Source organism: Leuconostoc sp. XM4 (assembly GCF_055698815.1).
The window spans coordinates 1955806-1980294 of sequence record NZ_CP134507.1; the positions used below are offsets into that span (position 1 = coordinate 1955806).

General features: G+C 35.5%; 24 protein-coding genes. 8 read left to right on the forward strand and 16 right to left on the reverse strand.

Going from position 1 to position 24489, the window contains the following annotated elements; translation table 11 throughout:
* Genes RHP64_RS09895 through ulaG form a run of 5 tightly spaced genes read right to left on the reverse strand, consistent with a single transcriptional unit; the run spans window position 1 to window position 4079 of the window.
* Window positions 1-639, reverse strand: coding sequence for a 3-keto-L-gulonate-6-phosphate decarboxylase UlaD (locus RHP64_RS09895; protein ID WP_014325222.1), 639 nt, complete (start codon window positions 637-639; stop codon window positions 1-3).
* 10 nt (window positions 640-649) lie between these two features.
* Window positions 650-955 (reverse strand): PTS sugar transporter subunit IIB, encoded by a 306-nt coding sequence (locus tag RHP64_RS09900; RefSeq protein ID WP_011680518.1) that lies wholly within the window; start codon window positions 953-955, stop codon window positions 650-652.
* A 36-nt stretch (window positions 956-991) separates the two neighbouring features.
* The gene (locus tag RHP64_RS09905) at window positions 992-2503 is read right to left on the reverse strand and encodes a PTS ascorbate transporter subunit IIC (RefSeq protein ID WP_025268562.1); all 1512 of its coding nucleotides are present in this window, start codon (window positions 2501-2503) and stop codon (window positions 992-994) included.
* A 13-nt stretch (window positions 2504-2516) separates the two neighbouring features.
* The gene (locus RHP64_RS09910) at window positions 2517-2993 is read right to left on the reverse strand and encodes a PTS sugar transporter subunit IIA (RefSeq protein ID WP_011680520.1); all 477 of its coding nucleotides are present in this window, start codon (window positions 2991-2993) and stop codon (window positions 2517-2519) included.
* Between the two features lie 12 nt (window positions 2994-3005).
* On the reverse strand, window positions 3006-4079 hold the full coding sequence (gene ulaG / locus RHP64_RS09915) for an L-ascorbate 6-phosphate lactonase (protein WP_025268563.1): 1074 nt from the start codon (window positions 4077-4079) through the stop codon (window positions 3006-3008).
* Window positions 4080-4299: 220 nt separating this feature from the next.
* Between ulaG and RHP64_RS09920 the strand changes: the two genes are divergently transcribed.
* The 3 genes from RHP64_RS09920 to RHP64_RS09930 all read left to right on the forward strand — a co-directional run bounded on the left by RHP64_RS09920 (window position 4300) and on the right by RHP64_RS09930 (window position 7718).
* On the forward strand, window positions 4300-5811 hold the full coding sequence (locus RHP64_RS09920; RefSeq protein WP_025268564.1) for a BglG family transcription antiterminator: 1512 nt from the start codon (window positions 4300-4302) through the stop codon (window positions 5809-5811).
* Entirely contained in the window at window positions 5801-6622 is an 822-nt protein-coding gene (locus tag RHP64_RS09925) for a Cof-type HAD-IIB family hydrolase (RefSeq protein ID WP_025268565.1), read from the forward strand. Before RHP64_RS09920 ends, RHP64_RS09925 begins: the two co-directional genes overlap by 11 nt.
* Before the next feature lie 139 nt (window positions 6623-6761).
* A complete protein-coding gene (locus RHP64_RS09930; RefSeq protein WP_025268566.1) occupies window positions 6762-7718 on the forward strand; it encodes a DMT family transporter in 957 nt (318 codons plus the stop codon).
* 123 nt (window positions 7719-7841) lie between these two features.
* Here the strand turns inward: RHP64_RS09930 and RHP64_RS09935 are convergent, their stop codons facing one another.
* The 4 genes from RHP64_RS09935 to RHP64_RS09950 form a co-directional block, all read right to left on the reverse strand.
* Complete coding sequence (locus RHP64_RS09935) at window positions 7842-9197, reverse strand: PH domain-containing protein (protein ID WP_223825241.1); 1356 nt, start codon at window positions 9195-9197, stop codon at window positions 7842-7844.
* A gap of 88 nt (window positions 9198-9285) precedes the next feature.
* A complete protein-coding gene (locus RHP64_RS09940) occupies window positions 9286-9777 on the reverse strand; it encodes a PH domain-containing protein (RefSeq protein ID WP_011680524.1) in 492 nt (163 codons plus the stop codon).
* Window positions 9778-9899: 122 nt separating this feature from the next.
* Entirely contained in the window at window positions 9900-10421 is a 522-nt protein-coding gene (locus RHP64_RS09945; protein WP_014325230.1) for a PadR family transcriptional regulator, read from the reverse strand.
* A 106-nt stretch (window positions 10422-10527) separates the two neighbouring features.
* On the reverse strand, window positions 10528-12060 hold the full coding sequence (locus RHP64_RS09950) for a DHA2 family efflux MFS transporter permease subunit (RefSeq protein WP_025268569.1): 1533 nt from the start codon (window positions 12058-12060) through the stop codon (window positions 10528-10530).
* A gap of 603 nt (window positions 12061-12663) precedes the next feature.
* Here RHP64_RS09950 and RHP64_RS09955 point away from each other — a divergent pair.
* Window positions 12664-12900 (forward strand): GNAT family N-acetyltransferase, encoded by a 237-nt coding sequence (locus tag RHP64_RS09955; protein ID WP_014325232.1) that lies wholly within the window; start codon window positions 12664-12666, stop codon window positions 12898-12900.
* 48 nt (window positions 12901-12948) lie between these two features.
* Here the strand turns inward: RHP64_RS09955 and RHP64_RS09960 are convergent, their stop codons facing one another.
* Entirely contained in the window at window positions 12949-13842 is an 894-nt protein-coding gene (locus RHP64_RS09960) for a LysR family transcriptional regulator (RefSeq protein WP_014325233.1), read from the reverse strand.
* Window positions 13843-13949: 107 nt separating this feature from the next.
* Here RHP64_RS09960 and RHP64_RS09965 point away from each other — a divergent pair, with 107 nt between their 5' ends.
* A complete protein-coding gene (locus tag RHP64_RS09965) occupies window positions 13950-15284 on the forward strand; it encodes an amino acid permease (protein ID WP_014325234.1) in 1335 nt (444 codons plus the stop codon).
* 35 nt (window positions 15285-15319) lie between these two features.
* Here the strand turns inward: RHP64_RS09965 and RHP64_RS09970 are convergent, their stop codons facing one another.
* From RHP64_RS09970 to RHP64_RS09980, 3 genes are all read right to left on the reverse strand, one after another.
* Window positions 15320-16672, reverse strand: coding sequence for a Na+/H+ antiporter NhaC family protein (locus RHP64_RS09970; protein WP_025268570.1), 1353 nt, complete (start codon window positions 16670-16672; stop codon window positions 15320-15322).
* A gap of 357 nt (window positions 16673-17029) precedes the next feature.
* Window positions 17030-17281 (reverse strand): hypothetical protein, encoded by a 252-nt coding sequence (locus RHP64_RS09975; RefSeq protein WP_014325236.1) that lies wholly within the window; start codon window positions 17279-17281, stop codon window positions 17030-17032.
* Window positions 17282-17428: 147 nt separating this feature from the next.
* Complete coding sequence (locus RHP64_RS09980) at window positions 17429-18619, reverse strand: NADH-dependent flavin oxidoreductase (RefSeq protein ID WP_025268571.1); 1191 nt, start codon at window positions 18617-18619, stop codon at window positions 17429-17431.
* A gap of 141 nt (window positions 18620-18760) precedes the next feature.
* On the opposite strand from RHP64_RS09980, the gene RHP64_RS09985 reads away from it, so the two are divergent.
* Window positions 18761-19141 (forward strand): winged helix-turn-helix transcriptional regulator, encoded by a 381-nt coding sequence (locus RHP64_RS09985; protein ID WP_014325238.1) that lies wholly within the window; start codon window positions 18761-18763, stop codon window positions 19139-19141.
* A gap of 160 nt (window positions 19142-19301) precedes the next feature.
* Here the strand turns inward: RHP64_RS09985 and RHP64_RS09990 are convergent, their stop codons facing one another.
* Entirely contained in the window at window positions 19302-20276 is a 975-nt protein-coding gene (locus RHP64_RS09990) for an aldo/keto reductase (RefSeq protein WP_025268572.1), read from the reverse strand.
* 92 nt (window positions 20277-20368) lie between these two features.
* Between RHP64_RS09990 and RHP64_RS09995 the strand changes: the two genes are divergently transcribed.
* A complete protein-coding gene (locus RHP64_RS09995; protein ID WP_010285549.1) occupies window positions 20369-20839 on the forward strand; it encodes a MarR family winged helix-turn-helix transcriptional regulator in 471 nt (156 codons plus the stop codon).
* 10 nt (window positions 20840-20849) lie between these two features.
* Here the strand turns inward: RHP64_RS09995 and RHP64_RS10000 are convergent, their stop codons facing one another.
* Entirely contained in the window at window positions 20850-21827 is a 978-nt protein-coding gene (locus RHP64_RS10000) for an aldo/keto reductase (protein WP_014325240.1), read from the reverse strand.
* Window positions 21828-22370: 543 nt separating this feature from the next.
* Here RHP64_RS10000 and RHP64_RS10005 point away from each other — a divergent pair.
* The gene (locus RHP64_RS10005; RefSeq protein WP_014325241.1) at window positions 22371-22883 is read left to right on the forward strand and encodes a hypothetical protein; all 513 of its coding nucleotides are present in this window, start codon (window positions 22371-22373) and stop codon (window positions 22881-22883) included.
* A 1-nt stretch (window position 22884) separates the two neighbouring features.
* Here RHP64_RS10005 and RHP64_RS10010 read toward each other — a convergent pair whose 3' ends face one another.
* Window positions 22885-24117, reverse strand: coding sequence for an MDR family MFS transporter (locus RHP64_RS10010; protein WP_011680533.1), 1233 nt, complete (start codon window positions 24115-24117; stop codon window positions 22885-22887).
* Window positions 24118-24489 lie beyond the last annotated feature (372 nt).

Consider the following 24489-nt stretch of genomic DNA (forward strand, 5'->3'; position numbering starts at 1 on the left):
TTACGCCCAAAACTTTTTAATCTCATTTTGAAAATCTTGGGCTGTCTTAGCAGGATCCTTTTGCCCTGTAATTGCACGACCAGCAATAAATGTGTATACGGGAACGCCTTTGAATAATTTAATCGTATCGATATTTAGTCCACCTGTAACAGATACTTTGAACCCCATATCCACAAAACGTTTTACAATGTCCAAATCTTTTTTACCCCAAACCTCTCCTGCTAATAATGCGTCTCGGCTTTGATGATAAATGACTTGTTCGATACCAATTTTTTGCCATTCTTTAGCCCGGTCCCAGTTCCATGCTGAATAGAGCTCAACTTGAATGCCATCCAACACAGATTTAGCTGATTTCATTGTTGCAATTGTAGCTGAATCAATTACTGTCATCAGGTCAGCCCCAGCATCCTTAGAATTTTGTGCGACTGTCGACCCCGCGTCAGCACATTTTGTATCAGAGGCAATAATCTTATCTGGAAACATTTCTCGCAGTACGCGAATGGCTTGCTGGCCTGCTTGTAATTCTAGAATTGTCCCAACTTCTACAATATCGACAATTGGTCCTGCTAGATGAGCAATTCTTGCTGCATCTGCCAATGTATTTTGATCTAAGGCTATTTGTAAATTAGGTTTCGTCATTATCATATCCTCACTTTTTATATTTTTCTTCAAAATCTGTTTCATCAATGATGCGTTGGGTGATTTCTTTATCGCTCATAACATTCTTCACACCAACGACCGTCACACCTTTTTTACTGGCATCTTCAAACATACTGACAAAGTTTAAAGGTGTGAAAACTGCGTCATACTGACTTGCTGTCGACTTTCCTTCAGCAATACTTGTATGATTAATCTTACTGATTGGAATACCTAGTTTTTTCATTGATTTTTCAACACTCTTCATCATCATCAAACTGGTACCCGATCCATTGGCACAAGATACTAAAATATTCATAATAATTTCTCCATTTCTTTTTAATTACAAATTGTTTTATTCAATTCCCTTATTTTCTTTATATGCATCGTAATCCTCAACCATTAAGAAATAGTTTTTTGGATCTTTACGATATTCTAGTTGAGGAATCAAGAGTAAGATTGCCGCTACCAGCACTACTCCAAAGTAACCTAAGTATTTCAAAATAACTGTAAACACTGGCCAAACCGTATCCCAATCAAACATACCCAAGTAACCACCAAACTTAGACATACCAATCCATGTTGAAATTAGCGCAGCGCCAACTACTTGAATAATGCCTGAGAAGAAGGGTAATATCATCGCCGCTTTTGCACCCGCACGATTATTGGCAATAACACCAAAGACCGCATTATCGAAGAAGAGGGGGATAAAACCAGCAATTATAATTGTTGGTGAATGAAAGATCATCAATGCACCAATAGCTAAGAATTGGCCCAATGCACCAAACAAGAAACCGATTGTTACTGCGTTTTGTTCTCCAAAAGCAAATGTTGCTGCCACATCAATTCCAGGCACAGAATTTGGCAAGATTGTGTCACTGATACCTGTAAAGCTTTCAGTTAATTCGCCAACGAAGGTACGAACCCCTAGTTGTAAAATTGCCAAATTGACAGCAAATCCCAATGATGTAGTCAAAATGTAGAAGAAGAAACTAGTTCCTTGGGCTAATCCTGAAGTCCCCTTACTAGTAATAAACAATTGATGAAAATAGTTTTCTCCTAACACAACCATGATGATTCCAAAGAACAAGAACATCAGGATAGCCGTTGCTACCATGTTTTCATTGAATATTCTCAAAAACCCAGGAAGCGTTATATCTTCTAAACGTTTTGCTGATTTATTTTTGCTTTTATCAGAAGACTTTTTCATTTTGTCGGAAATCCACGCAACCAAAGCAATTCCAAACATTTGCTGATGCGCAATGGCAAATCCGCCACCATCTGTAAGTTGTTGTGTTGCTTTGATGGTCATATTCGATCCAACCGCCCAATATAAACCGAGTAACACGCCCATCACCAGCAGCACTTCAATTCGTCCTAAGCTAGGAATGGCAAAGAGTAGAATCCAGAATGCTGTCGCAGCTTGTTGCACTTGAACATTTCCTGTTGTAAACACTGCTCGTAATTTTGTATATTTTGAAAATCGAACGAGCAAAATGTTAAAAACAAATGCAATCAACAACAGAATCATCACATCACCAAACGAACGGCCAAATGTTTTCTCTAATCCATCCGTAACAGCATTTTGACCAAAATACGGATCAATTACTGTCGCTGTAAGATGAAAACGATCTTTCAAACCTGTTAAAATCGGACGAAAACTGGTTACTAATCCGTTTGACCCCACTATCAAAATCATATAACCAATCGTGGCTTTTAAAAACCCAGCCAAACTTTCATACCAAGGTTTCTTTTCCAACATATACCCAATCAATACAATGAAACCAATCATGTATGCTGGCTGAGTTAAAATATTATCAGCAAAGAATTCCCAAATTTTTAATATTCCTGCTAGTATGCTATCCATTTTATTCTCCTCATTATTCTGCAGGGATACTCTCAAAATGATTCATAACTTGATTAAAATCATCTAGTGTTTCGATATTAGATAACGCTTCAATCATGCCATCGGTCATTAATAAAGCCATCAAATTTTGAATGTTTTCTAAGTGTTGTTCTTCGTTTTTAGCAGCCAGTGTGAAAAATAGTTTTCCTTGTTTTTCTGGATTTCCTTCTTCAAAAGACACCATCTCACTGAATTTAGCGAAGCCAATACCTGTACCTAAAACACCGGGTCCAGTAGCCAATGCATGTGGCATTACAACTCCTGGAACTATCACAATATACGCCCCATTGACTTCGACGTTTTTGATGATTTCATTTATATAAGCGTCAGTGATAATTTCTTTTTCCTTTAAATTTTCACTGGCAATACGTAGTGCTTCACGCCAATCTTGCGGTGTCTCATCATAAATACGTACCAAATCATTATCATGAAAATATTTAAGCATCGTCATTTTATTGCTCCTTTAGAGGAATGATGGGAATGGCACATCATTGTCCGTTGAAAAGACATCTGAAAATCCTCGATCATAATGGTATTGGAGTTCATCCTTATCTTGTGGAAATGTATAGCTCCCGCCAACCTTCCATACAAATGGATGGAACTGATAATTAAGCGTGTCCTTCTTCATTTGCCAAAGTTTTACAATTTCTTGTGGATCAGCATCAAAGTTAGACCAAATATCATAGTGAACTGGAATAACCACCTTTGCCTTTAGATCTTCTGCTGAACGAAGTACATCAATTGACGTAACCTTATCAGTAATTCCTCTTGGGTTTTCGCCATAATTAATAATTTCAACATCTATATCATTTTCATTACCATGCTTAGCAAACATATTAGACATATGGGAATCAGCCGCATGATACAAATTGCCACCAGATGTTTTAAGTAAGTAGTTCACTGCAATTTCGTCCATATCCTGTGGTAAAGCACCATTAATTTTCACATCTGGCTCTACCGTTAATAAAGCTGTGCGATCGAAGGCTTCTAAAGCTTTAATCGTTACCGATTTTACCGTGACCTCATCCCCTGGATGAACTACAACAGTACGATCAGCTGGCACACCCCAACTTTCCCAGATATCAACGACTGCCTGAGGCCCAATAAACTTTGTTTCGGGGCTACTATTTTGTAGCACAGCTGCTGCTGTATTAATATCTAAGTGATCTGAGTGGATATGTGTTACTAGGAGTGCATCTACGTTTTTTATAGCATATGGGTCAATAACAAATGGTTGCAAACGTAGATTGGGTTGCATTTTTTGAACACCACTCATTCGCATCATCTGGTGCCCTTTTTTCATTAAACCGGACCCATGCGATTGTTTTCCAGTACCGTTCCACAAATCTACTAAAATGTTGGTATTTTCGTGTGTTTTAAGCCAAACACCATTATTGGCCAGCCACCACATTCGGAAATTATTTTCCGGTACTTGTGATGCTTCAATTTCTTCGTTTAACCAAGTTCCCCACTCTGGAAATGTATTCTCAATCCAGTTTTCACGTGTTGCTTCTTGAACATTCTTTGCTTTTACCATAGTATTTAAACCCTTTCTATAAATAACTAAACTTTAAATGTATGCGCTTACATTATTTGCTACAACTCTATTATTAAACATGATAAAATAAAAAAACAGTCCCATTCCGCCACAAAAAGAGCGCTCTAATGAGACTGTTTACCTTCTCTTCCACATTGTAAAATAAACATAAACTAGGGATGATATTATTTGTTCACATATAGGAGAGGAACGATTAAAAATGCAAGTGTCAAACATGAATTATGCGAAATTTATTAATTATATAGCCACACAAGAACTATTACCGAACGTACAGACCATGGCAAATCGTTTGAACTTGTCTAGCCGTAAAATTTATTATCTACTTCAGGCAGCGAATTCCGATTTACGTTCATCAAACCAACCTTTTCTTGTTCCAAGCACAAAAATTTCAGATTCTCAAATTTCTGTATTAAAAAATAAGCTATCACACGCGCCATCCGATGAATACCTTACTTCGTATGAACGGCAGCAGATCATGGATATTTGTATTGCCCTCCCCTTAAAAAAATGGACTCTATCTGCATTTCAATCTTTATTTGATGTATCCAGAAATACCGTATTACGCGATATCGCAGATTTAAAAAAGAGAAAAAAATTTCGTCCTGAATTTTCTAAGAAAAATGGTTTTGAGTTTAAGGAACCTCGCTATGATTTATTAGTCCATGCATATAACAGTCTGATGCTACTGCAAAGTCACAGAAACCCGCTTAACTACTTTATTCACTCACTAGATGGAGAACCCTCTCACTCCAAATTTTTACTAGTCAGTGAAAAATTGAAAAATATGTACAAAGATTCTTTGGAAAAAAGTATCTCTATTTCTAATGCATTGACACTCACTATTTTTTCTGTTGTTTCTTCAATGTATAGTAGCCATCATCCTATTACTGAAGAAATGCTGTTCAATGATTCTGATATTACATCATTTACAAATCGGCGAGAACATAATATCATTCAAGACTATGCTCTTGTAGCAGAAACTAATTTTTCGATTCACATACCAACTTCTGTGAAACTATTTTTAACACTACAACTTCTTAGTGTTACCAAAGAGCAGGATGATCACTTTAGCTCACACTCGTTTCAAGACCTCTTGATTCTAAGTGAGCACATTGTTGATGCTTTTATGACTATTTCTCACATCACCAGTAAAAATACTGAAAGAAAAATACTGATCCGAGAAATACAGACTCAACTCAAACCGTTTTGGTACGCTGTTCGTTATCAGAATATTACTGTCTACGAATATTTATATCACGAACCACTTTTTGAAAAGTATGTTGTAGAATCCCTAAATCAATTAACTGATAGCGCTTTATATAACCATTTATTTCCTTACGGTTTGCTTCCAGATCAAATCAGTGTCCTAGCCATGATATTCTACAATTTCAGCCTATCTCAGCAAAAAGAGACCAAACTGAACATATTGATGGTTACATCCCTGCCAATATACAGCCAGAACTTATTTAAAACTGTCATTGAAAAAAACAGTACTGTCCCATGCGCACTGACTATTCATGCGCTAAATAGTTTTGATAATTCATCAAACAATGTCAATCAATTTGATTTAATTATTACTGAATCTACCGAAATCAGTACCAAACAACCAACATTTCTAATCGACAGTGAATTGAAAGAAAGTGAGTTCGATCGTCTTAAGACTGTTATATCACAAATCAATCCTATGGAGAAAATAACAAATGACAAATAAAATAAAAATGATTGCCCTAGATATGGATAATACACTGCTTATGCCAAATAAAACCTTATCCGAAAGGAACATAAAAGTTCTACAAAGTCTACACACTATGGGAAAAAGCATAGTGCTGACCACTGGTCGCCCATTCCCCAACGTGCAGCCTTTCCTTTCACAACTGCAATTGAATCAAAATAATGATTACGCCATTCTATTTAACGGAGCAATTATCAAAAACATATATACAAATCAAAATCTAATCAATCATGTCTTTACTCTTTCAGACGTTGATGAAGTGTTTAACTTAATACATAATATTCGTTTGCCAATTGACCTTGTTACGCAAGACAGCGTATATTCTATTAAAGATTTTGGAAAATCTGGGTATGTTGAATTAGTAGGGAAACTTATTCCTTATTCAGAAAAACTTTTATCTGAATTAACTCCAGATCTGATGTTTAATAAGTTTGTCGTCTGCGCCACGGACGCAGAGTTAAATTATTTAGAAAACGTTCTCCAACACACGCCCATACTAACTAAAAATATAAATTTTGTCAGATCAAGAAGAAATTTATTAGAGTTTGTTCCAAATAAGGTTACTAAGGGCGCTGCATTATCAAAACTACTCAAACAGTTGTCATTGACTCCAGATAATTTAATGGCCTTTGGTGATGAAGCAAATGATTACTCTATGTTGAGCTTAGCCAGAGTTTCAGTAGCTATGGATAATGCCATCCCATCGATTAAAAAAGTATCAACAAACATTACTAAGAGCAATGCAGAAGACGGCGTAGCTGAATTTTTGGAAAGTTATTTTTCATTGTAGTAGTTATAAAATAAATCAATTTTCTCTCTCAATCGAAATTCTTGACAAAACCATACAATTTTCCTAGGATAATATCTATGTTGATTAAATCATATGTATCTTATGATTCAGATATTTCTCAGAAAGTGGTGAAACCGTCATGCCTTTATTTATTCTTGGATTAGTCATTGGTTTTGGCTTGCCTATACAAACCGCAGTTAATTCCAAACTTCGCAGTGTGCTTGGTTCTGCATTTAATTCTTCGTTAGTTTCATTTGGTGTTGGAACACTTTTTCTAATAGCTGTAACACTAGTAACTACTCATTCTCTCACGATTAGTGATTCCTTTTTTTCAACTGAACCTTGGTGGATTTGGATTGGTGGTGCGCTAGGTGTCATCTATTTAACCGGTAATATTGTCTTATTCCCCAAATTAGGTAGTGTCCAAACTGTCATTATGCCAATTCTTGGTCAAATTGTCATGAGTATGCTCATTGATAATTTTGGTTGGTTTTACTCTAAGCAACATGATTTTACTTGGTTTAGAGGAGTGGGCGCCCTACTAGTTTTAGCCGGCGTCTTTCTTTCTGTTTCATTAACACAACTAGTATTAAAGCAAAAAAACAGTCCAAAAGAAGCAACTTCACAAAATAATGAGTCAAACTACATAAGATTACCTTGGCAATTTCTGGGATTTGTAACCGGTATGCTTAGCGCTCTCCAAACAGCTATTAACGGTCATTTAGGTAAAGTAATTAACTCCTCACTTAAGGCAGCTCTTATTTCATTCTTAGTCGGATTCGTAACACTGCTTATTATTGTCTTAATAAATCACTATGCTCATAAAGCAAAACAAGCTATCCAACTTTCACAACAACCTTGGTGGATTTGGGTCGGCGGTATCATTGGGGCTCTATTTGTCTTAGGAAATGTTTATCTAGTGCCTTTACTAGGTACTGGATTGGTAGTTGTCATTGTCTTAGTTGGCCAAATTGCTGGCAGTTTATTCGTAGACCAATTTGGGTGGTTTGGAGCTAAGAAAAATCCCATTTCAGTCATTCAACTTCTGGGTTTATTTTTCATGGTTGGTGGCGTTATGTTAATTAAATTCTTTTAAAAAGTAAATACAATTATTCACCAACTTAAAATAAAAAATATAAAAACGTAAAACACCTATAAGTGTCTTACGTTTTTTATTAAGTGTCGACAAAATACATTCTGACATTGTCTATTGCAAAGTTCAAAGTCCCGTATTCATCCACTGTTTAAAATGATTAACCGTACTTTGTGGTACATATCGCAAATGAATAATATGATGCCCATTGCCATCCCTTACAATGACATCAAGGTGTAGTGCTTTTTTTCTAAAAACTGTTATGAACCCGCTTTCTCGCACCCCTTGAATTTTATCACGACGAATATAATAACCTTCCTTGCTAAAACCATTGCTTCGCTGTATATACACTAATTCTTGATTAAAACCAAGCTTTTGATCGGTAATCGTCAGTGTGTTCTTCAGAATTAGTATAGCTGTTATCACCATCATGATGATGAAGAAGAGCAACATATATGATCTTTGCAACATACTTGGAAAATAAAACATGACAACCGAAATTACCAAAGTCATTATAAGAATGTTGCGCAAAACACTGAAACGGACCTGATACCAAGCCGCTTTATCAATATTACTCACTTGCCAATGATCTACATCAAAATCAATAGACGTTAAGACCTTTTTTAAAGTGGTCATGATTTTATCTATTGACGCCACAGGAATCAGAACCGTTTGGGCATCTTTTTCATCCTGACTCGCCGAAAGCAACACATTAACACTCACTAATCTTACCAAACGCCTTAACATTGTTTGACGAAGTTGTATCGTTTGTATTCTATTAAGTTTTAGTTGCATCGTTTTATGCGCTAAAAACCCACGTGAGATATCTAAATGATTGTTCTGATGTTCAATTTTAAAATTAAAATATCGATTAAATATTCTGAAAAAACCGATAAATATACCAACAATCACGGTTAAGACAAAAAGAATACAAAGTCCTGTCACAGATTGATGATTAAAGAAAGCTTCAAAACTCGATTTTAAATTCTTTGGTAACATCTCATCAACTTGAGACCAAATCGTGAATAATACGACAACGCCACCTAACCCACTCAAGGATGTCAACGCATAGACGATCAATTCCTTTACGGTCACCTGATATTGAAGCTTCGTTGTTTCAATTGTCTCAAATTCTTTCTGAATACTATTTTGAGCAACCCGACGTTTTTGTTCAATTAGGTTAGCTTGTTTTATAGTTAATGCATCAAAAATCACATCTGGTTTTCCTTGACCTGACGTATCAATTTGCATGCGCACAACATGAAAAGGTTGATAGTAAAAAGGTATCGTACGCGTTATCGTTTGAATTCGTTCAAATGGAATATGCAGCTGATTTTTATTGAAAATACCTTTTTTTACAGTTAATTCGTGTTCATCAAACTCAAAGATAAAGAAAAACCACTGTACCCAAGCGCTTAGTAACAGAAGTAATAAGGTAACAATCACAATGATAGGAAAATATGTGAATCGGCTCTCATTCATATTGAATAGCCCCAAAAGAGCCGGCCATATAATCAATTTTATATTAGTTAACAAATTTATAAAAATAGCAAATAGACTTTGGTGTTGTTTAATCATCGGAAGCTACCTCACGTGCATGTAAAGCAGCTATTACCAATTGACCTCGCATTTTTTTTGCGGTCAATTCCTCAATTTCTCTAATCTTAAAACCATGTGCAGCAGTTTTAATTGACAAGTCCATTAATTTGAACTGGCGTAAAATAGGTCCTTGTGTTGTATCAACATTTTGAATACGATTTAAAGGAATAGTTTCTACTTTTCTAAATACAAATCCTCGATAAATATAAACCGCATGGTCATCTATGTAGTAACGCCTAAAATGGTAAAAATAATTAATCAACGCCATATGAATAAGCGGTATCGACACAACTATTAACATGAAGACTAAAGCAATATTTGTATAAATATCCCTTTTCGATTGTAAAAAAAGGATATAGACAGTGGCTAGTCCTATAAATGTAAACAAAAACCAAATGACATCATGGATCAACCAAACGAATTTGGCTGTTTTGGGTAATTGCACGGCATCTTCTGGTATCATATTCTTCCCTCGATCACTCTAAAATTATAATATTTAGTTTATCAAAGCAATTTACCGAATGCAAAAAAGTGACATAAATAGCTGATAGATTTTAAAGATTAAAATATAATTAACAGACTTAACTATTCATATTTATGCAAGAATTCTTTTAAAAGTTGAATTGTTGATGTGTAATATGTCACGCCATAATCAAACGCCACCTTTTGCACATCCGTCATGCCATTACCTTGCCACTCATCAAGTTGCGATTTCAAATCATTGAGTTGCAACTGTTTACGGTTTATTTCTTCTGTTAGAAATTCTTTTACTTTTTCGGATTCCAAATGATTGCTAAAATATAAACGCATTAAAAAATCAGATTTTAATACTTCAGGAGAAGTTGGTTTGAGGAGTTCTTCTGAAAAAGCTTTTGTTCCTTTTGGCGTTATAGAATATACATTTTTATTTGGTTTATCAGTTTGTGTTATTTGCTCTTTAGCAACCAAACCATCTTTTTCTAATTTCTTTAGTGTTGGATAAATCATACCAAATGTGCCATCAAAGAAATGATTGATTCGTGTTTGTATCACTTCGTTGATTTCATATCCCGTACGTGGTCCGTCTTGCAAAATACCTAGGACAATTTCTTTCCCTTTCATGGTCATAGCTTTTTCCTCCGAGTAGTTGCTCTTTATTATTATACACATTTGTTACACCACTAAGGAATTTTGCATTTTTAAAATATGTCGTTGCTCCTGCACTACTAAATATTCATTTTTTACTTTTCAAAAAAAATCCAATAATAGCCGATAATAATAGAAACGGTAATGATGCCAAATAGAGATTTTCAAAGGATTTTCTCAACTCTATATTAGTATTATTTTCAATGTTTTGTATACTATGTTTCAAAATAATTGGCACATCATTGATATTAGCTTTAACAAATTTTGTTGTATTCGTGTTTGTATTAATTTTATTGATTACATTTTCTTGCTCTTTATCAGGCAAGTGTAGTTTCATAATTTGATGATGTGCATAAGTTTTCGACGCTGTTTTTGCTACTGACAAATTACTATACAGGCCCGTTACAAATATTGCTACTGCAAGCATTGATCCTACTTGTCTCAAGACACCTGTCACACTTTGCGAGGCAGCAAGAAGTTTTCCTTCTAAACTTCCAGCAGCTATTATTAGAATTGGTCCTGTGATAATACCATATCCCATGCCGATAGCAAATCCTGCCAAAATTGTTTGCATCTGACTCATTAAAGCACCAAATGCGAGCCACATATAGCCACTAGCCATGACAATAAAGCCAATCAAAATTAACCATTTAGCATTAACGCGTGCTTGTGCAAAACCCGATATAGGTGAAAAAATAAGAATTGCTAGGGAAATTGGGGAAATTAAAAGCGATGAATGAAATGAATCAAATCCTGCAATATTAGTGAAGTAACTAGGTAAAATTACCGTTGTTGCTACTAGAAAAAGATTACTGAAAATAATAACTCCGGAGGATACTGAAAAGTTACGGTCGGAAAATAATTGTAATGGCACCATTGGGTTTTTACTACGATGTTCAATCCATACAAATAATGAAAAACTAACAGCACTAGTTAGAAAACATAAAACAGTAGCAAAAGATGTCCATGTCCAAACCCTGCCCTGCATCATTCCTAATGATACTGTGGCAAGAGTAACCATGATTAATATCGCACCCAAAATATCCATGGATTGTTTATGTTGCACTTCGTTACGCATATTTAAATTAGTTATACCGATTAAAATCATAATAATCGTAAGTGGCACATTAATCCAAAAAATCCATCGCCAACCCATAAACTGCGTAACTATGCCACCAATTGTTGGTCCCAAAGCTGCTGCTAGCCCTTGCGTAATACCCAATATGGCAATCATTCCAGTCCGTTTTTCAACGTTGACTAGCCCAATACCCAAAGTCATGGATAGTGGGAATACAATCGAGGCTCCTACACTTTGAATGGCACGACCAACTAACAACATACTTAGTTCAGAAGAAAGAGCCGATAGTGTTGAACCAATACCGAATAGGAAAACACCAATTAAAAAACATTTGTGAACCCCCAACATCTCAGAAATCCTTGTTAAGAGTATTGTGAGTGATGCAAATAAAATTAAATACACATTTAATGCCCACGACAACGAATCCAATCCAACATCTAGATGTTCGCCAATATTTGGTAAACTCACGTTCAAAATGGTAGTGTCCAACATACAAATAAAAATCCCAAGTATAAACAGTATCGTTAAAATCGTTCTTCTCATCATATAACCTCTGATCATTTTTATATTAACAATGTTAATATATACTTTGTTAATATAAATGTCAATAAATTATTGGTAATGTGAAGGCTTTGCATAATACTTACCAAAAAACACACTAGTGAATAATCACTAGTGTGTTTTTCATAAAGATATCTGACTATTGCCACATATTTTATTTCTCAAGATATCCTTGTATCTTATTCATGTAATTCTTAACATTTAATACTTCCTCATTAGTTAAATGACTGAATAATTGAACTATTTGTCTATCTGTCTAGGCATTAATTTGATTCAATGCTATTATTCCATCTTTAGTAATAGTAAGTGTATTTTTTCTATTGTCACTTACAGATTTCTTTTTTCAAAAAACCATTCTTTGTAAATTTTTCTTGTATTTCAAATAAAACACGAGCCTCTGTTATGGAGTACTCAGTATTAGTGGTTTTACCGTCCAACGTACCTATAACTATTGCATAGAAACGATTAAACTGTCTGATTTCATTTATAATTTCTTATCCATGGTATCCACACTTAAAAATGTGGACATAGTCAGCATTTTATTGTCTATATTTATTAGATATCATCTATAGGAGAATTATTATCATGATTATTAGACCTATTAAAAAATCCTTAAAATCATTGTACTTTTCTATTGAAGGCATTGCACCTTTTGATAAAAAACAAAAAATATGCGAGCTCCAAAAATTATACTTGGCCCCAGAAGAACAAGGGTTAGGTATCTCAAAACAACTAATGGAGACCGCACTTTCTTTTGCTAAAACATACTATGACACTTGTTGTCTAAAAACCAATCATACTTTCAAAACTGCTGGTATTTAAAAGATTTAAATTAGATATACATAAAGTTTTTTGATATGTTTTTACTAATTAACTCTCCAAACTAATCTCATATGTTTTCTCAACAAAGTCTTTAATAACCGTCACTAATTCAACTACCGAGGGAGATACTACTTTACTTTTACCAGTTACCAATACGATTTGTCTCGTATAAGACTGATGAAATGGATAAATCTCCACATCCCCTTGAATTTTTTTTAACGCTAATTTTGGCAAAATACCAAACCCAATTCCTGCCTCCACCATTGAAATAATAGACTGGTCATCAATAGAAAAGTTGATTGAATTAATTGTAACGTTGTAATCATCTAAAACTGACTTTGTATCACGGTCATAATCTATCTTTTGTAATACAAATTTTTGATTAATAATATCTTGCTGCGTGATACTTTTCTTGTTTTTAGGCACAAAACCTGCTGGTGTAACACAATGTATTGGATCCTCAATTAACGGAATAGTTGTTAAATTGTCTGTGACTGGTAATGTGGTAAAACCAACATCAATTTCTCCCGCCTTAACTTTTTTACTAATGTCCTCAAAACTGCCTTGAACAATTGATACTTCAATATCAGGATACTGTTTAGAAAACGAACTAATAATTTTCGGCAACCAATTAATACAGACACTACTAAATGCACCAATTTTGATTGATCCTAAACGTAACCCATTAATATTTTTGCTCATTTGCAATAAATCTGTTTCATCATCTAATATTTGTTGAATAAACGGTAATACCAACTCACCATCATGAGTTAACGTCATGCCCGAACGGCTACGTATTAGTAGCGGAAATCCTAATTGTTCTTCAAGCTGATTAATGGAGTGACTTACTGCACTCGGTGTGACATTAAGTACTTGAGACGCTTGATAAAAGGACTGATAACGAACAACTGTTGCAAAAACCTGATAAGAAAATGTTGACACAATAACTCCTTAGAATACTTTTTTTCATGTAAAACTGAAAAAGATTAATTTTATTTATTATACAAGATAATTTACTATAGAACATAGTGACTTGGAGGAAAAATGTAATGAGTCAACAACAGAAATTATCACGTACCCTATCTGGACGTCATATTAATATGATTGCCCTTGGAGGGACAATTGGAACTGGGCTTTTCTTAGGGGCTGGTGATTCGATCCAAAAAGCTGGGCCCACTATTCTATTAGTTTATATCATAACTGGCTTTTTCGTATTCTTGATGATGCGTGCCCTTGGAGAACTATTATTAACTGATCATAGTCAGACTGTTTTTATTGGATTTATCAAAAAATATCTAGGTGAGCACACTGGTTTTGTCATGGGTTGGACCTACTGGTTGGGTTGGGTTATTATTGCAATGGCTGAATTGACAGCAATTGGTAAGTATATGCAATTCTGGTTTCCGAAAACACCTGCCTGGTTGTGGGAGCTATTGTTCCTAGGGATTCTTTACAGCATGAACATTATCGCTGTTAAGGCATTCGGAGAAACAGAGTTTTGGTTTGCCTTAATTAAGATTGTTGCTATTGTGGCCATGATTTTAATTGGCGTTGTCATGGTTGTTTTTCACATACGTAGTGAAGCTGGTGTTACGAAATTGTCAACTTTATGGCAGCACGGTTTAATTGCAAATCATAGAAATAATTTATTAGCAGCTTTTCAAATGGCATTTTTTGCGTTCTTAGGTGTCGAATTTGTTGGTATTACAGCTGCTGAAACAAAAAATCCATTACAAACTATTCCAAAATCAATTAACTCTATTATTATTCGGATTCTTATTTTTTATATTGGTGCTTTATTGGCTATCATGACAATCCAACCTTGGACAAACTATAGTGCCAACACTTCACCTTTTGTGCAAGTTTTTTCTGGTATTGGTATTCCTGCAGCGGCTGGTATCATCAATTTTGTTATTCTGACCGCGGCTGCTTCGTCACTGAATAGTGCGCTGTTTACAACTGGCCGCATGATTTTTTCTTTGTCACCTAAGAATAGCTTTTTTAATAAACTAAATAAACACTATATTCCAATGCGAGGCATCACACTATCAGCGGTTTTAGTCGCTTCTGTTATTGGATTAAACTATATTTTCCCAGAAGATGCATTTGGAATAGTTACTTCAACTGCTTCAGCTACCTTCATTGTTATTTACATCTCGTTACTTTTAACACATATTAAATATCGAAAATCAGAACAGTTTGCTAATGGTGAAAAATTGTTCTTAATGCCTGGTGCCCCCTACTCAAATTATTTAACTATTTTGTTTATGGCTACTGTTTTCTTGATCTTATTGTTTTCACCCAACACAATGATAACAACAATATTAGCAGTCGTCTGGTTTATCGTTCTCTTTACGATTAGTCTGTATAAAATCAAAAAATAACACTAAAAAAAGGAAGACATATCTTCCTTTTTTAATTACTTCAGTTGTTTCAACCCAATACCAGTTAGCGCAGAAGCAATTGACATCACAGGCGACAACAATGCAAACAGCGTGAATGGTGCGAAAGCTAATACCGATACACCTAGTGTTTGCGCTGCAAAGGCACCAGCGACACCCCACGGTACTAAGTAATTTGTTACTGTACCACTATCTTCAATTGTTCTTCCCAACGCCAGCCCAGATAAGTTCACACGTGTAAAGCTATCTTTAAATAACTGCCCAGGTAAAATAGTCGCTAGATATTGTTCCCCAACCAAAAAGTTGGCGCCAATACCTGTTAATAGCGTTGCTAAAACTACTGATCCTTGGGATTGCAAATGTCCTACAACAGGTGCCATTACAGCTTTCAATATACCCAAACCATCTAATAGACCACCAAGCGCTAAGGCTAACATAATCATCATTACGGTATCCATCATTGAAGACATACCGCCACGATTCAGTAAAAGAATTAAGGTAGGATTGTTACTTGTCGTCTTGAAACCATGAACTAATAAGTCAGAAAAATCAGATACACTGTGTTGTGCTAAAAAAGCCACACTGGAAACCAAAATGTTAATCATTAAGGCCGCAATAGCTGGGATTTTAAACCAAGCGGTGACTACCAGCACAGAGAGTGGCACAATAGCCCACCATGTTGGTTGCAATAATGGTAATAATGAAGCAATTTTTTGTGTTGTTCCCGCACCCGAACGGTGGCCGAGACCAAGCATAATTGTCACAAGAAATGTTATCCCGAAAGCAGGTAATGTTGTCCACATTAAATTTTTGATATGCGCAAATAAATCCGTCTCTGAAATGGCACTTGCTAGGTTAGTTGAATCAGACAAGGGAGAACTTTTGTCCCCAAAAATAGCGCCAGAAAGGATAGTTCCAGCGACCAACGCTGGATTTAAGCCCATTAACGTTCCTACACCCATTAACGCCACACCCACAGTTGATAACGTTGTAAACGCACTACCAATTAACGTTCCTACTATGGCGGAAGTTAACAAAGCAGTTGGTAAAAAGAACTGGGGATTTAGCATTTTAAATCCAACCCAAACCATCGTAGGGATTACACCGGTAGCAAGCCAAAGTGCTATCAGGGCGCCTATTAGTAAAAATAAAAACAACGGTGCTATACCTGAAGTGATTCCCTTAATCAAAGCTGCTTGACTTTCTTGCCAACTCACACCTCGTAACCGAGCGACTAGGACAATCATACTAATCACTAGCAAAATCGGCACACTCGGCGATAGTCCAAAGCCAATAACAGCAGTAGCTAAAATAATAATTACAACAATCAACAATGTCGTCGATAACTTGGTAGTTAGTTTGTTTTCCATGTTTATCTCCCGCGAATAAGAACTATATTTCTGCAATAAAAAACGTCCCTGCTGTTATAAAACAGAAGGGACGAATCGACATTTACAGAAATCCGTGGTACCACCCAGCTTACGCGTCAAAAACGCATCACTTTAACATTTGATAACATGGTGTTGCCACGCTTAAATATTAATAGCTGTATTTCAGATAACGACACCTGCGCAGTTTTCACCAACCACTGCTTCTCTTCACCCCGAATGTCAATCTTACTTAGTATTTATGCTATTCACAGAAATTTCATTCTACTATGAAAATCTTTTTCTGTCAACTTAATCTCATATGTTACAAAATTTTCTCAAATCCATGTACAAAAATGCTTATTTATTAATAAGTTCAAGACCATATTCTGCTAACAATTTTTTGTCAGAAACACTATTTAATGAAATTCCTTTCGCTCTAAAGGAATCTAACAAAGTTGTTGTAATTTTTTTACTGTCCAATAGATCTTCGTGTTTTGTGTTGGTAAACTTGTACAGGGCATCAGTATCAACTATTCTGAAGACATGCTCTTTGCTTTCATAAATCACCGTTATATATTGTTGTAACCATTCACTTTTATTCTTAATCATAATTGAAGCCCACCCTTCTTAACCACATTGTACACCTAGCAAAGAAACTTTATCTAGAAAAGACATGTGTCTGCTTAAATGAGTTCAATATAATTAACCAAGTTTCTTATTGTGACTAATTTAACTTTATTAGTACAGTCGAGTCTATTAGCTTAGCTTCTTTTCTAACCCTTCCATTGGTGCTAATGCGTTTTGGTAGTCGCTTTGCGTTTCGATGTCATCAGTAAAATGCATGACAGAATAAAAGGACTCTCTTAAATAAACTTGCATGACAGATGGAATAGCCAATTCTGCCATATCGGACGGACTAATCAAAGTTCGAATACTTTCCAAATCGTTTCTTTCAATCTTTTGAACCCATTGCGGCTCTCTAATGAATTCTCGACCAATAGCTACTAAATCTGCACCATCAGACATGACAGCATTAACATCATCTGGTGTTTCCACTGATCCTATACCAATAAGCGGTACTATATTCTTCGTATGTTGAGAAAACTGAGAAATTAACGTTTCCTTGTTCGCCTTATTGTTTAGAGATGTCCGTTTATAACTGCCCATAGATAGATGGATATAGTCTACTTTGTGCTTAATCTGATCAACGAAGAAGAGAGAATCTTCTAATCGAATACCGGGCTCCTCAATTTCTTCTGGGGAGATTCGATAACCGACTATGAATGGTTTTTTTGAATATTTTTTTACCGTTTTATTAACAGTTTCAATCACAGCTAATGGGAACTTTAGGCGCTTTCCTCTAGAACCACCCCACTCATCACTTCTTTGATTGGAATTTTCAGAATAAAATTGTTGCAACAAATAAGTGTTGGCGCCGTGTAGCTCGACGCCATCAAAACCTGCTTCAATCGCTCGCCTAGTTGCTTCGCCAAATTCAGTAATAATTTGGTGAACTTCTGAATCGTTTAATGCCCGTGGAGTCTCAGAATCAGCTGGATAACTAGCAGCAATCGCACTAGCACTAACAGGGCGTTCCCCACGAAGGATAGCACTATTGGCTTTTCGACCTGCATGAAATATTTGCAAAATTGCTTTGGTACCGTCTTTATGAATAACCTTAGCTAATTTAGTTAATCCTGGTAGCATTGCGTCATGAGCAACTGATAATTCGCCTTCAAACCCTTTACCATTATCACTAACATTAGCAACACCAGTGATGATAATCCCCGGGCCTCCAGCACGAGCTGCGTAATAATTAAGTTCATCGGTGGTTATCATGCCATTATAAAAACTAGTCATTGTTGTCATAGGTGACATCACAATATGATTTTTAATTACTAAGCCGTTATCAAATTTAAAACGAGACAAAAACTTTCGTTTTTCCATTGTATTATCCTTTCGGTCAATTGTTTCTTATTCCTGTACATGTAGTATACTGTTTACAGATATTGAAACAAGTACGCACTAATATGTACCATAGGAACTAAAAGGTACTCGTAGAATATATAAGGAGTCACGTAATTACTGATGGAAAAAATATATCATATCGGTGTAGAAGCAACTTTAGATGTGATTGGTGGCAAATGGAAACCAATCATATTATGTCATCTAGGCAATGGCCCTATTCGTACTGGCGAGCTCCGCCGTCGAATACCTAATATCGCCCAGAAAACGTTGACACAACAGCTACGCGAATTAGAAGAAGATGAAATTATTATACGCAAAGTCTATAATCAAGTGCCACCAAAAGTAGAATATTACCTATCTGAGGAAGGTAAGACTTTGCGAGAAGTATTAATAGCAATGTCTATTTGGGGTGAAAAACGAGTCAGAAAATTGCAAAGTAATATGCAACCAGTCAATTTATTGAATAATAATCACAATGGCTATTTGAAATTCGATGATTAATATTAAACCTTTCTCGCTAATTATCTGGCATGTGATTAAAACTATTATCATCAAATTCATTTATATAGTCAATATTTTATGCTCCACTTATTTTATATTTACCAATAACATTGTCAGTGGCCATTTTGATTCAAAAAACTAATATAACAAATTTAAAGCATTATAAACCTGCTGAAATACGGTTCAACCGTTCAATGTCGCTGTTAGACAAATCGAAATTCAAAGCCTCTACGTTATCTTGTGCCTGTTGTATTTTAGATGCTCCTGGGATCGCTAAAACTGTATCCCCTTGAGCATTAATTAACCAGTTTAAAGAAATCTGAGAAATTGTCATACCATAGTTTAGTGATAACCTCTTTAGTTCTTGATAAAGTGGTTCAGTCCTTTGCAAGGTTTTAGTAGTCAGATTCGACTGTAGCTTTCTAAAACGACTCACCTTTGATAAAGATTCAGGTTGTTCATGAAAGCGCCCTGTTAATAATCCTTGTTGCAAAGGCGAGTAAGCAATTATTGTTATCCCTAATTCTTTAGCAGCCTCTAGTGTGCCATTTTTCTCAGGACTACGGTGTAGTAAATTATATTTAACTTGATTGGAAGCAAGTGTCATCCCATACTCTTGCAGTAAATGATGGGCTTTGACCATTTGTTTAGCAGAAAAGTTGCTCACCCCAATCTGTTTCACTTTGTGTTGTTCTGCAAGCGACACCATGGCTTCAATCTGCTTTCTTAAAGATGACCGAGATGTCGGTTGATGAATTTGATATAAATCAATGGTCGGTACTTGTAGGTATTCTAAACGGTCATCAATCGTTTTAGTGATTGATGACGCCGAACGAGCCAAAGGAAACCATTTACTCGCGATGAAAGGATTGGTTGCTAAGGCTTCTTCTCTTTGCAAGCGCTGCGTTACTTCCCCAATAAATGTTTCAGAGGTTCCATTGCCATAAATTTCAGCTGTGTCTATCCAATTCATCCCATTCTGTAAGGAATGCTTGATAATTTCATAAACTGTCTCCGTCTCGGTATTTCCCCACATTGAGGTTCCGCTGCTATTTTTTGTACTATATTGCCAGGTACCTAGTCCCAGTGGAGATAAATACAGGTCAGTCCGTCCTAATTGTCTACTTTTATTCATGGTTATTTTATTTCCTTTTTTATTTTCAATCGTACGATGTTTGTGTAGTATGCTATTATAGATAAAAATACTTTTACTATAGGATGAAGAAAATGAATGATGCTGATTTATTAAGATATCTTATCAATGCTGTCCAAAAAGAAGGACAGAAAAAATATGCTGAGTTCTTAGCTCCTCTTGGTATAACACCTAATCAAAGTGAGGTGTTACAAGTTTTGTCAAAAAAAGAACCTCTATCATTAAAAGAATTAGGTAATCTACTAATTTGTGAAAGTAAGAGTCCTAGTCGATTAGTGCAACGATTGGTGCAAAATGGTTTCATCTATAAAAGTAAAGCCATTGATGATAATCGAAAATCAGTCCTACATTTGACCTCTAAGGGCCGTGAGTTAATACCTAGTATCAAGGAGAAAGAAAACCTATTTAATGCATATAATCTCTCCTCTCTATCTGACACGATTGATATTAAAACCTTTATTTCTGTTTTGAGATACCAAATAACTGGTACAGAGAGTGAACAAAAAATTGAAAAAAGAATGAAAATAGATTCATCATTAACTTGATGAATCTATTTTACTTTTCCAATTCGTCCATTAACATACTAGGATAACGACTACCATGTGTATTAGATTCATCAAATGTTTTATCTAAAATATGAATTATTTTATCATCAAGATCAATATGACTTGATGCAATATTTTCGTTAATATGCTGAATTGACTTACTTCCTGGGATAGCTATTAAGTTACTGTTCTTTTGCAATAACCATGCCAAGGCTAGTTGTGAAGATGTCATTCCTAACTTTTGTGATAAATTACGAATTACTTTAAATACTTCCTGATTAGCAGTGAGATTGTCACCCTGAAACCTAGGCAAATATTGGCGTACGTCTTCTTTCGACGCATCCAAACTAAAGTCATCTGCAAAAAATCCTCTGCCCAATGGACTGTATGCTACAAATCCAATTTCATTTGCTTGTAAATAAGGCATTATTTCTTTCTCAACACCACGACTCCACAATGAATATTCGCTTTGAACCGCCGTTATAGGATGTGTTTGATGAGCTCTTTTAATCGTTGACAAAGAGGCTTCTGATATCCCAATGTATTTAACTTTACCCTCTTCAACTAGTCGAGACATTTCACCAATGCTTTCTTCAATTGGTACATCTGGGTCTACTCGATGCAGGTAGTACAAATCAATATACTCTCTATCTAAACGAATCAAAGACTTTTCAACTTCAGATCTAATATAATCAGGACGACCGTTGACTCTCTTTTGGTTCAATTGCATTTCTTGAATGCCCACTTTTGTGGCCACTGTCACTTGCTTGTCCACGCCTTTAAGTGCTTTTCCTAATAATTTTTCATTATGTCCGTTACCATAAACATTTGCAGTATCAAACAATGAAATGCCATTAACGACCGCCTGCCTAATTGACGCAATTGATTCCTTGTCATCAGCGCGACCGTACGTGCTACTCATACCCATGCACCCCAACCCGACTGATGAAACTTTTAACCCTTGCGACCCTAAATTTCTTTGTAGCATTTTCTTTTCCTTTTTTTGTAATAATTTGATAAATACATGATACATCATCTATTGTTTATAAACAACATATAATTAATAAAATTTATAGTTTTATATAAATAAAATGACTAGTCATTTTTAACTACAAAAAATGTCGACTATATTCATAATATATAAAAAGAGTGCAAAGTACCTGCACTCATAAAAACAGTTTATTAGACACCTATCTACCAACCACAACAAAAAACAGCCTGCTCTCAGGTGACAAACATAAGACCCATACATCTTATGCGTCACCATCGACCCTAATTACCAGCCACATGTACGTTTTCACACGTCCATCACTTTCCAACTAGAGTACTGAGCAAACTGTCCTGGATTGAAGAAAATCCGCTTAAGCTATCATTCGTATAGCTTACACAACTTGAATTGTTTTAGGACTCTCTCCTAATCTATACTTAAATTATAACATGGTTTTTGCTTGTCTGCAAGCGCTTACACGAAAAATATTTGTCTGTTCGGTATAATTAAAAAGAGCAACATTTTTACAAAGGAGAAAAAGTAATGAAAAAAATAGATGCCTTTTTGATCATCGCAAAGGAATTGAATAAGGTAGCAATTACTCCTGTCCTGATGGGTTCTGTTGGTCTAGAATATTTAACAAAAATAGATTGGCAGGCTAATGATATAGACATTCATGTACCCGGAAATCCTAACGGTTGGGATGCACCAGACCGTCTAAGAATCTACCAATGGGACTTGATTCTAAACATCATGCTTGGTTTGGGTTTTCAACTAACGAATTTGCATGAACATGAATTCCAAAAAGGGGATTTATCAGTGGCATTTGGTAGTATAGATTGTTTACCACAATTCGCAAATGTTGATTTACAGGATTTAGTTGAAAATAACCTCGGCAGTATTAAATTTCTGACGCCCACTTTACAACAATTTATGAATATTTATACAGCATCTTCAATGGACAGTTACCGCCAACAACAGGGCAACCAAAAAGATTTATCCAAAATTGTCTTTCTTAAGAAACAACTTTCACTGAAAAAGGAGAATAACAAATAGTTTATTTGTTATTCTCCACTGTTTTTTTAGTTCGTTTCGCCATTGTGATCGCTAACAAAGCTGTGATAATTAACATGATTATAAATACTGATAAAAAAAGAATTTTCATCCAACCTCGATCCATCATCATACCCGAATAAATGGGACCAATGACTCGACCTGAGCTGATCATCATTGAAACAAAACCTTGTGCCTGTCCAGCTACTTCTTTGGGGGTGATTTGCGCAACCCATGCTGGAACCTGCGGACTTTGTAACATTTCTCCAATCGTTAGTAATTCAAACACTAGCACAATTTGCCAAAACTCTTTTACAAATATTAAAAAGAAAAAGCTAGAAGCAAAAATAATACTACCTAAAATAACTGAAACTTGATATGGTCGCTGATTTGCCCAATTAGAAACAAACTTCTGAAGCAAAATAATAGTTACGCCGTTAATCATCCATAAGTCTGCATAATTACGCGTTGGCATACCTAAACTTTTCATGTGCGGTGCCATCACGGTTTCCCACAGCATGTAGGATAAATACGTAATGAACAGCAATGCCCCAATGGCAACTAAAACTGGCGTCAAGCGAAAACGTTGATTTGGTGCACCGACACTGCTCACTTTTTCTGTTCCTTCAGGCGTCGTAACGCCCGTTGCTTCAGTATTCGTGCGAACTACCGGAACATTAAATTTGGTTGCAATAATTAACATTAATGTAAAATATAATGCTGCCGAAATCATCATCAACAGGTTAAAACCGTAATCAAATAAATATCCTACGGCTAAGGTTCCCAAAACCACCCCAATATTCAACACAATGTACATATTATTGAATACGATGCGCGTTTTTTCACCAGGAATTGTTGTGGCAAAAGAGTTAACTAACGTTTGTTCCGCGCCCATACCAAAATTAGCTAGCCAAATAAAAAAGGCAAATACGGGCCACCCATTCCAAATAATTAGACTGGAAACAGCAATTAAGATGATAAAACTCGTAATTACCATCGCTTCATATGGCCGCCAATTATCAAATAGTTTGCCACCAACAAATGAGCCAACCATACTAATAAGTGATCCCACCATTAAAACTAGTCCCGCCATCGTAAAACTTTGGTGCAAAACACCGGTCATATAAAGTGTCGTGACTGGCCAAATCATTGAATTTCCAGTGTTAGATAATAAAGTACCAAAAAGTAGCCACTTTTCATCAAGTGGCCGCGGCTTATCAGTTAAGTCAATTTGCATAAATCCTCCGAATAATAGAATAATTGTAACACGAAACCTATTCATATAACGGAAAATTAAGTGCTTAATTTATCATCATTTGCGCATATCCCGTTTGTTTTTTATTAATCGAAGGATGACATATATAATACCCATTAAAATTAGACCCTCGAACGCCACACCAATACCTAAAGTGAAAGTTAGAATTAAAAATAAAATAATAATCAAGTAAAACATTTAGCACCATCCCGTTGTAAAATTATATTGTGAATATATAGTTTATTTAACATACTCAAACCATATTTTTAGTATAAACTAGTCATTTAATCAATTTTTGACTTGTTCAACGCTTAATATGTTTGTGAATCCCGTACTTTTCCAGACCTTTTTGCG

Bases quoted from the DNA above. Each gene is read 5' to 3' on its own strand.
- RHP64_RS09965 (WP_014325234.1), top strand. From the start codon at position 13,950: ATGAGTCAACAACAGAAATTATCACGTACCCTATCTGGACGTCATATT.
- RHP64_RS09930 (WP_025268566.1), top strand. From the start codon at position 6,762: ATGCCTTTATTTATTCTTGGATTAGTCATTGGTTTTGGCTTGCCTATA.
- RHP64_RS09975 (WP_014325236.1), bottom strand. From the start codon at position 17,281: ATGATTAAGAATAAAAGTGAATGGTTACAACAATATATAACGGTGATT.
- RHP64_RS10010 (WP_011680533.1), bottom strand. From the start codon at position 24,117: ATGCAAATTGACTTAACTGATAAGCCGCGGCCACTTGATGAAAAGTGG.
- RHP64_RS09910 (WP_011680520.1), bottom strand. From the start codon at position 2,993: ATGACGATGCTTAAATATTTTCATGATAATGATTTGGTACGTATTTAT.
- RHP64_RS09925 (WP_025268565.1), top strand. From the start codon at position 5,801: ATGACAAATAAAATAAAAATGATTGCCCTAGATATGGATAATACACTG.
- RHP64_RS09985 (WP_014325238.1), top strand. From the start codon at position 18,761: ATGGAAAAAATATATCATATCGGTGTAGAAGCAACTTTAGATGTGATT.
- RHP64_RS09980 (WP_025268571.1), bottom strand. From the start codon at position 18,619: ATGGAAAAACGAAAGTTTTTGTCTCGTTTTAAATTTGATAACGGCTTA.
- RHP64_RS09945 (WP_014325230.1), bottom strand. From the start codon at position 10,421: ATGACCATGAAAGGGAAAGAAATTGTCCTAGGTATTTTGCAAGACGGA.
- RHP64_RS09970 (WP_025268570.1), bottom strand. From the start codon at position 16,672: ATGGAAAACAAACTAACTACCAAGTTATCGACGACATTGTTGATTGTT.
- RHP64_RS09905 (WP_025268562.1), bottom strand. From the start codon at position 2,503: ATGGATAGCATACTAGCAGGAATATTAAAAATTTGGGAATTCTTTGCT.
- RHP64_RS09900 (WP_011680518.1), bottom strand. From the start codon at position 955: ATGAATATTTTAGTATCTTGTGCCAATGGATCGGGTACCAGTTTGATG.
- RHP64_RS09895 (WP_014325222.1), bottom strand. From the start codon at position 639: ATGACGAAACCTAATTTACAAATAGCCTTAGATCAAAATACATTGGCA.
- RHP64_RS09935 (WP_223825241.1), bottom strand. From the start codon at position 9,197: ATGAATGAGAGCCGATTCACATATTTTCCTATCATTGTGATTGTTACC.
- RHP64_RS09920 (WP_025268564.1), top strand. From the start codon at position 4,300: ATGCAAGTGTCAAACATGAATTATGCGAAATTTATTAATTATATAGCC.
- RHP64_RS09995 (WP_010285549.1), top strand. From the start codon at position 20,369: ATGAATGATGCTGATTTATTAAGATATCTTATCAATGCTGTCCAAAAA.
- RHP64_RS09950 (WP_025268569.1), bottom strand. From the start codon at position 12,060: ATGAGAAGAACGATTTTAACGATACTGTTTATACTTGGGATTTTTATT.
- RHP64_RS09990 (WP_025268572.1), bottom strand. From the start codon at position 20,276: ATGAATAAAAGTAGACAATTAGGACGGACTGACCTGTATTTATCTCCA.
- RHP64_RS10005 (WP_014325241.1), top strand. From the start codon at position 22,371: ATGAAAAAAATAGATGCCTTTTTGATCATCGCAAAGGAATTGAATAAG.
- ulaG (WP_025268563.1), bottom strand. From the start codon at position 4,079: ATGGTAAAAGCAAAGAATGTTCAAGAAGCAACACGTGAAAACTGGATT.
- RHP64_RS09940 (WP_011680524.1), bottom strand. From the start codon at position 9,777: ATGATACCAGAAGATGCCGTGCAATTACCCAAAACAGCCAAATTCGTT.
- RHP64_RS10000 (WP_014325240.1), bottom strand. From the start codon at position 21,827: ATGCTACAAAGAAATTTAGGGTCGCAAGGGTTAAAAGTTTCATCAGTC.
- RHP64_RS09955 (WP_014325232.1), top strand. From the start codon at position 12,664: ATGATTATTAGACCTATTAAAAAATCCTTAAAATCATTGTACTTTTCT.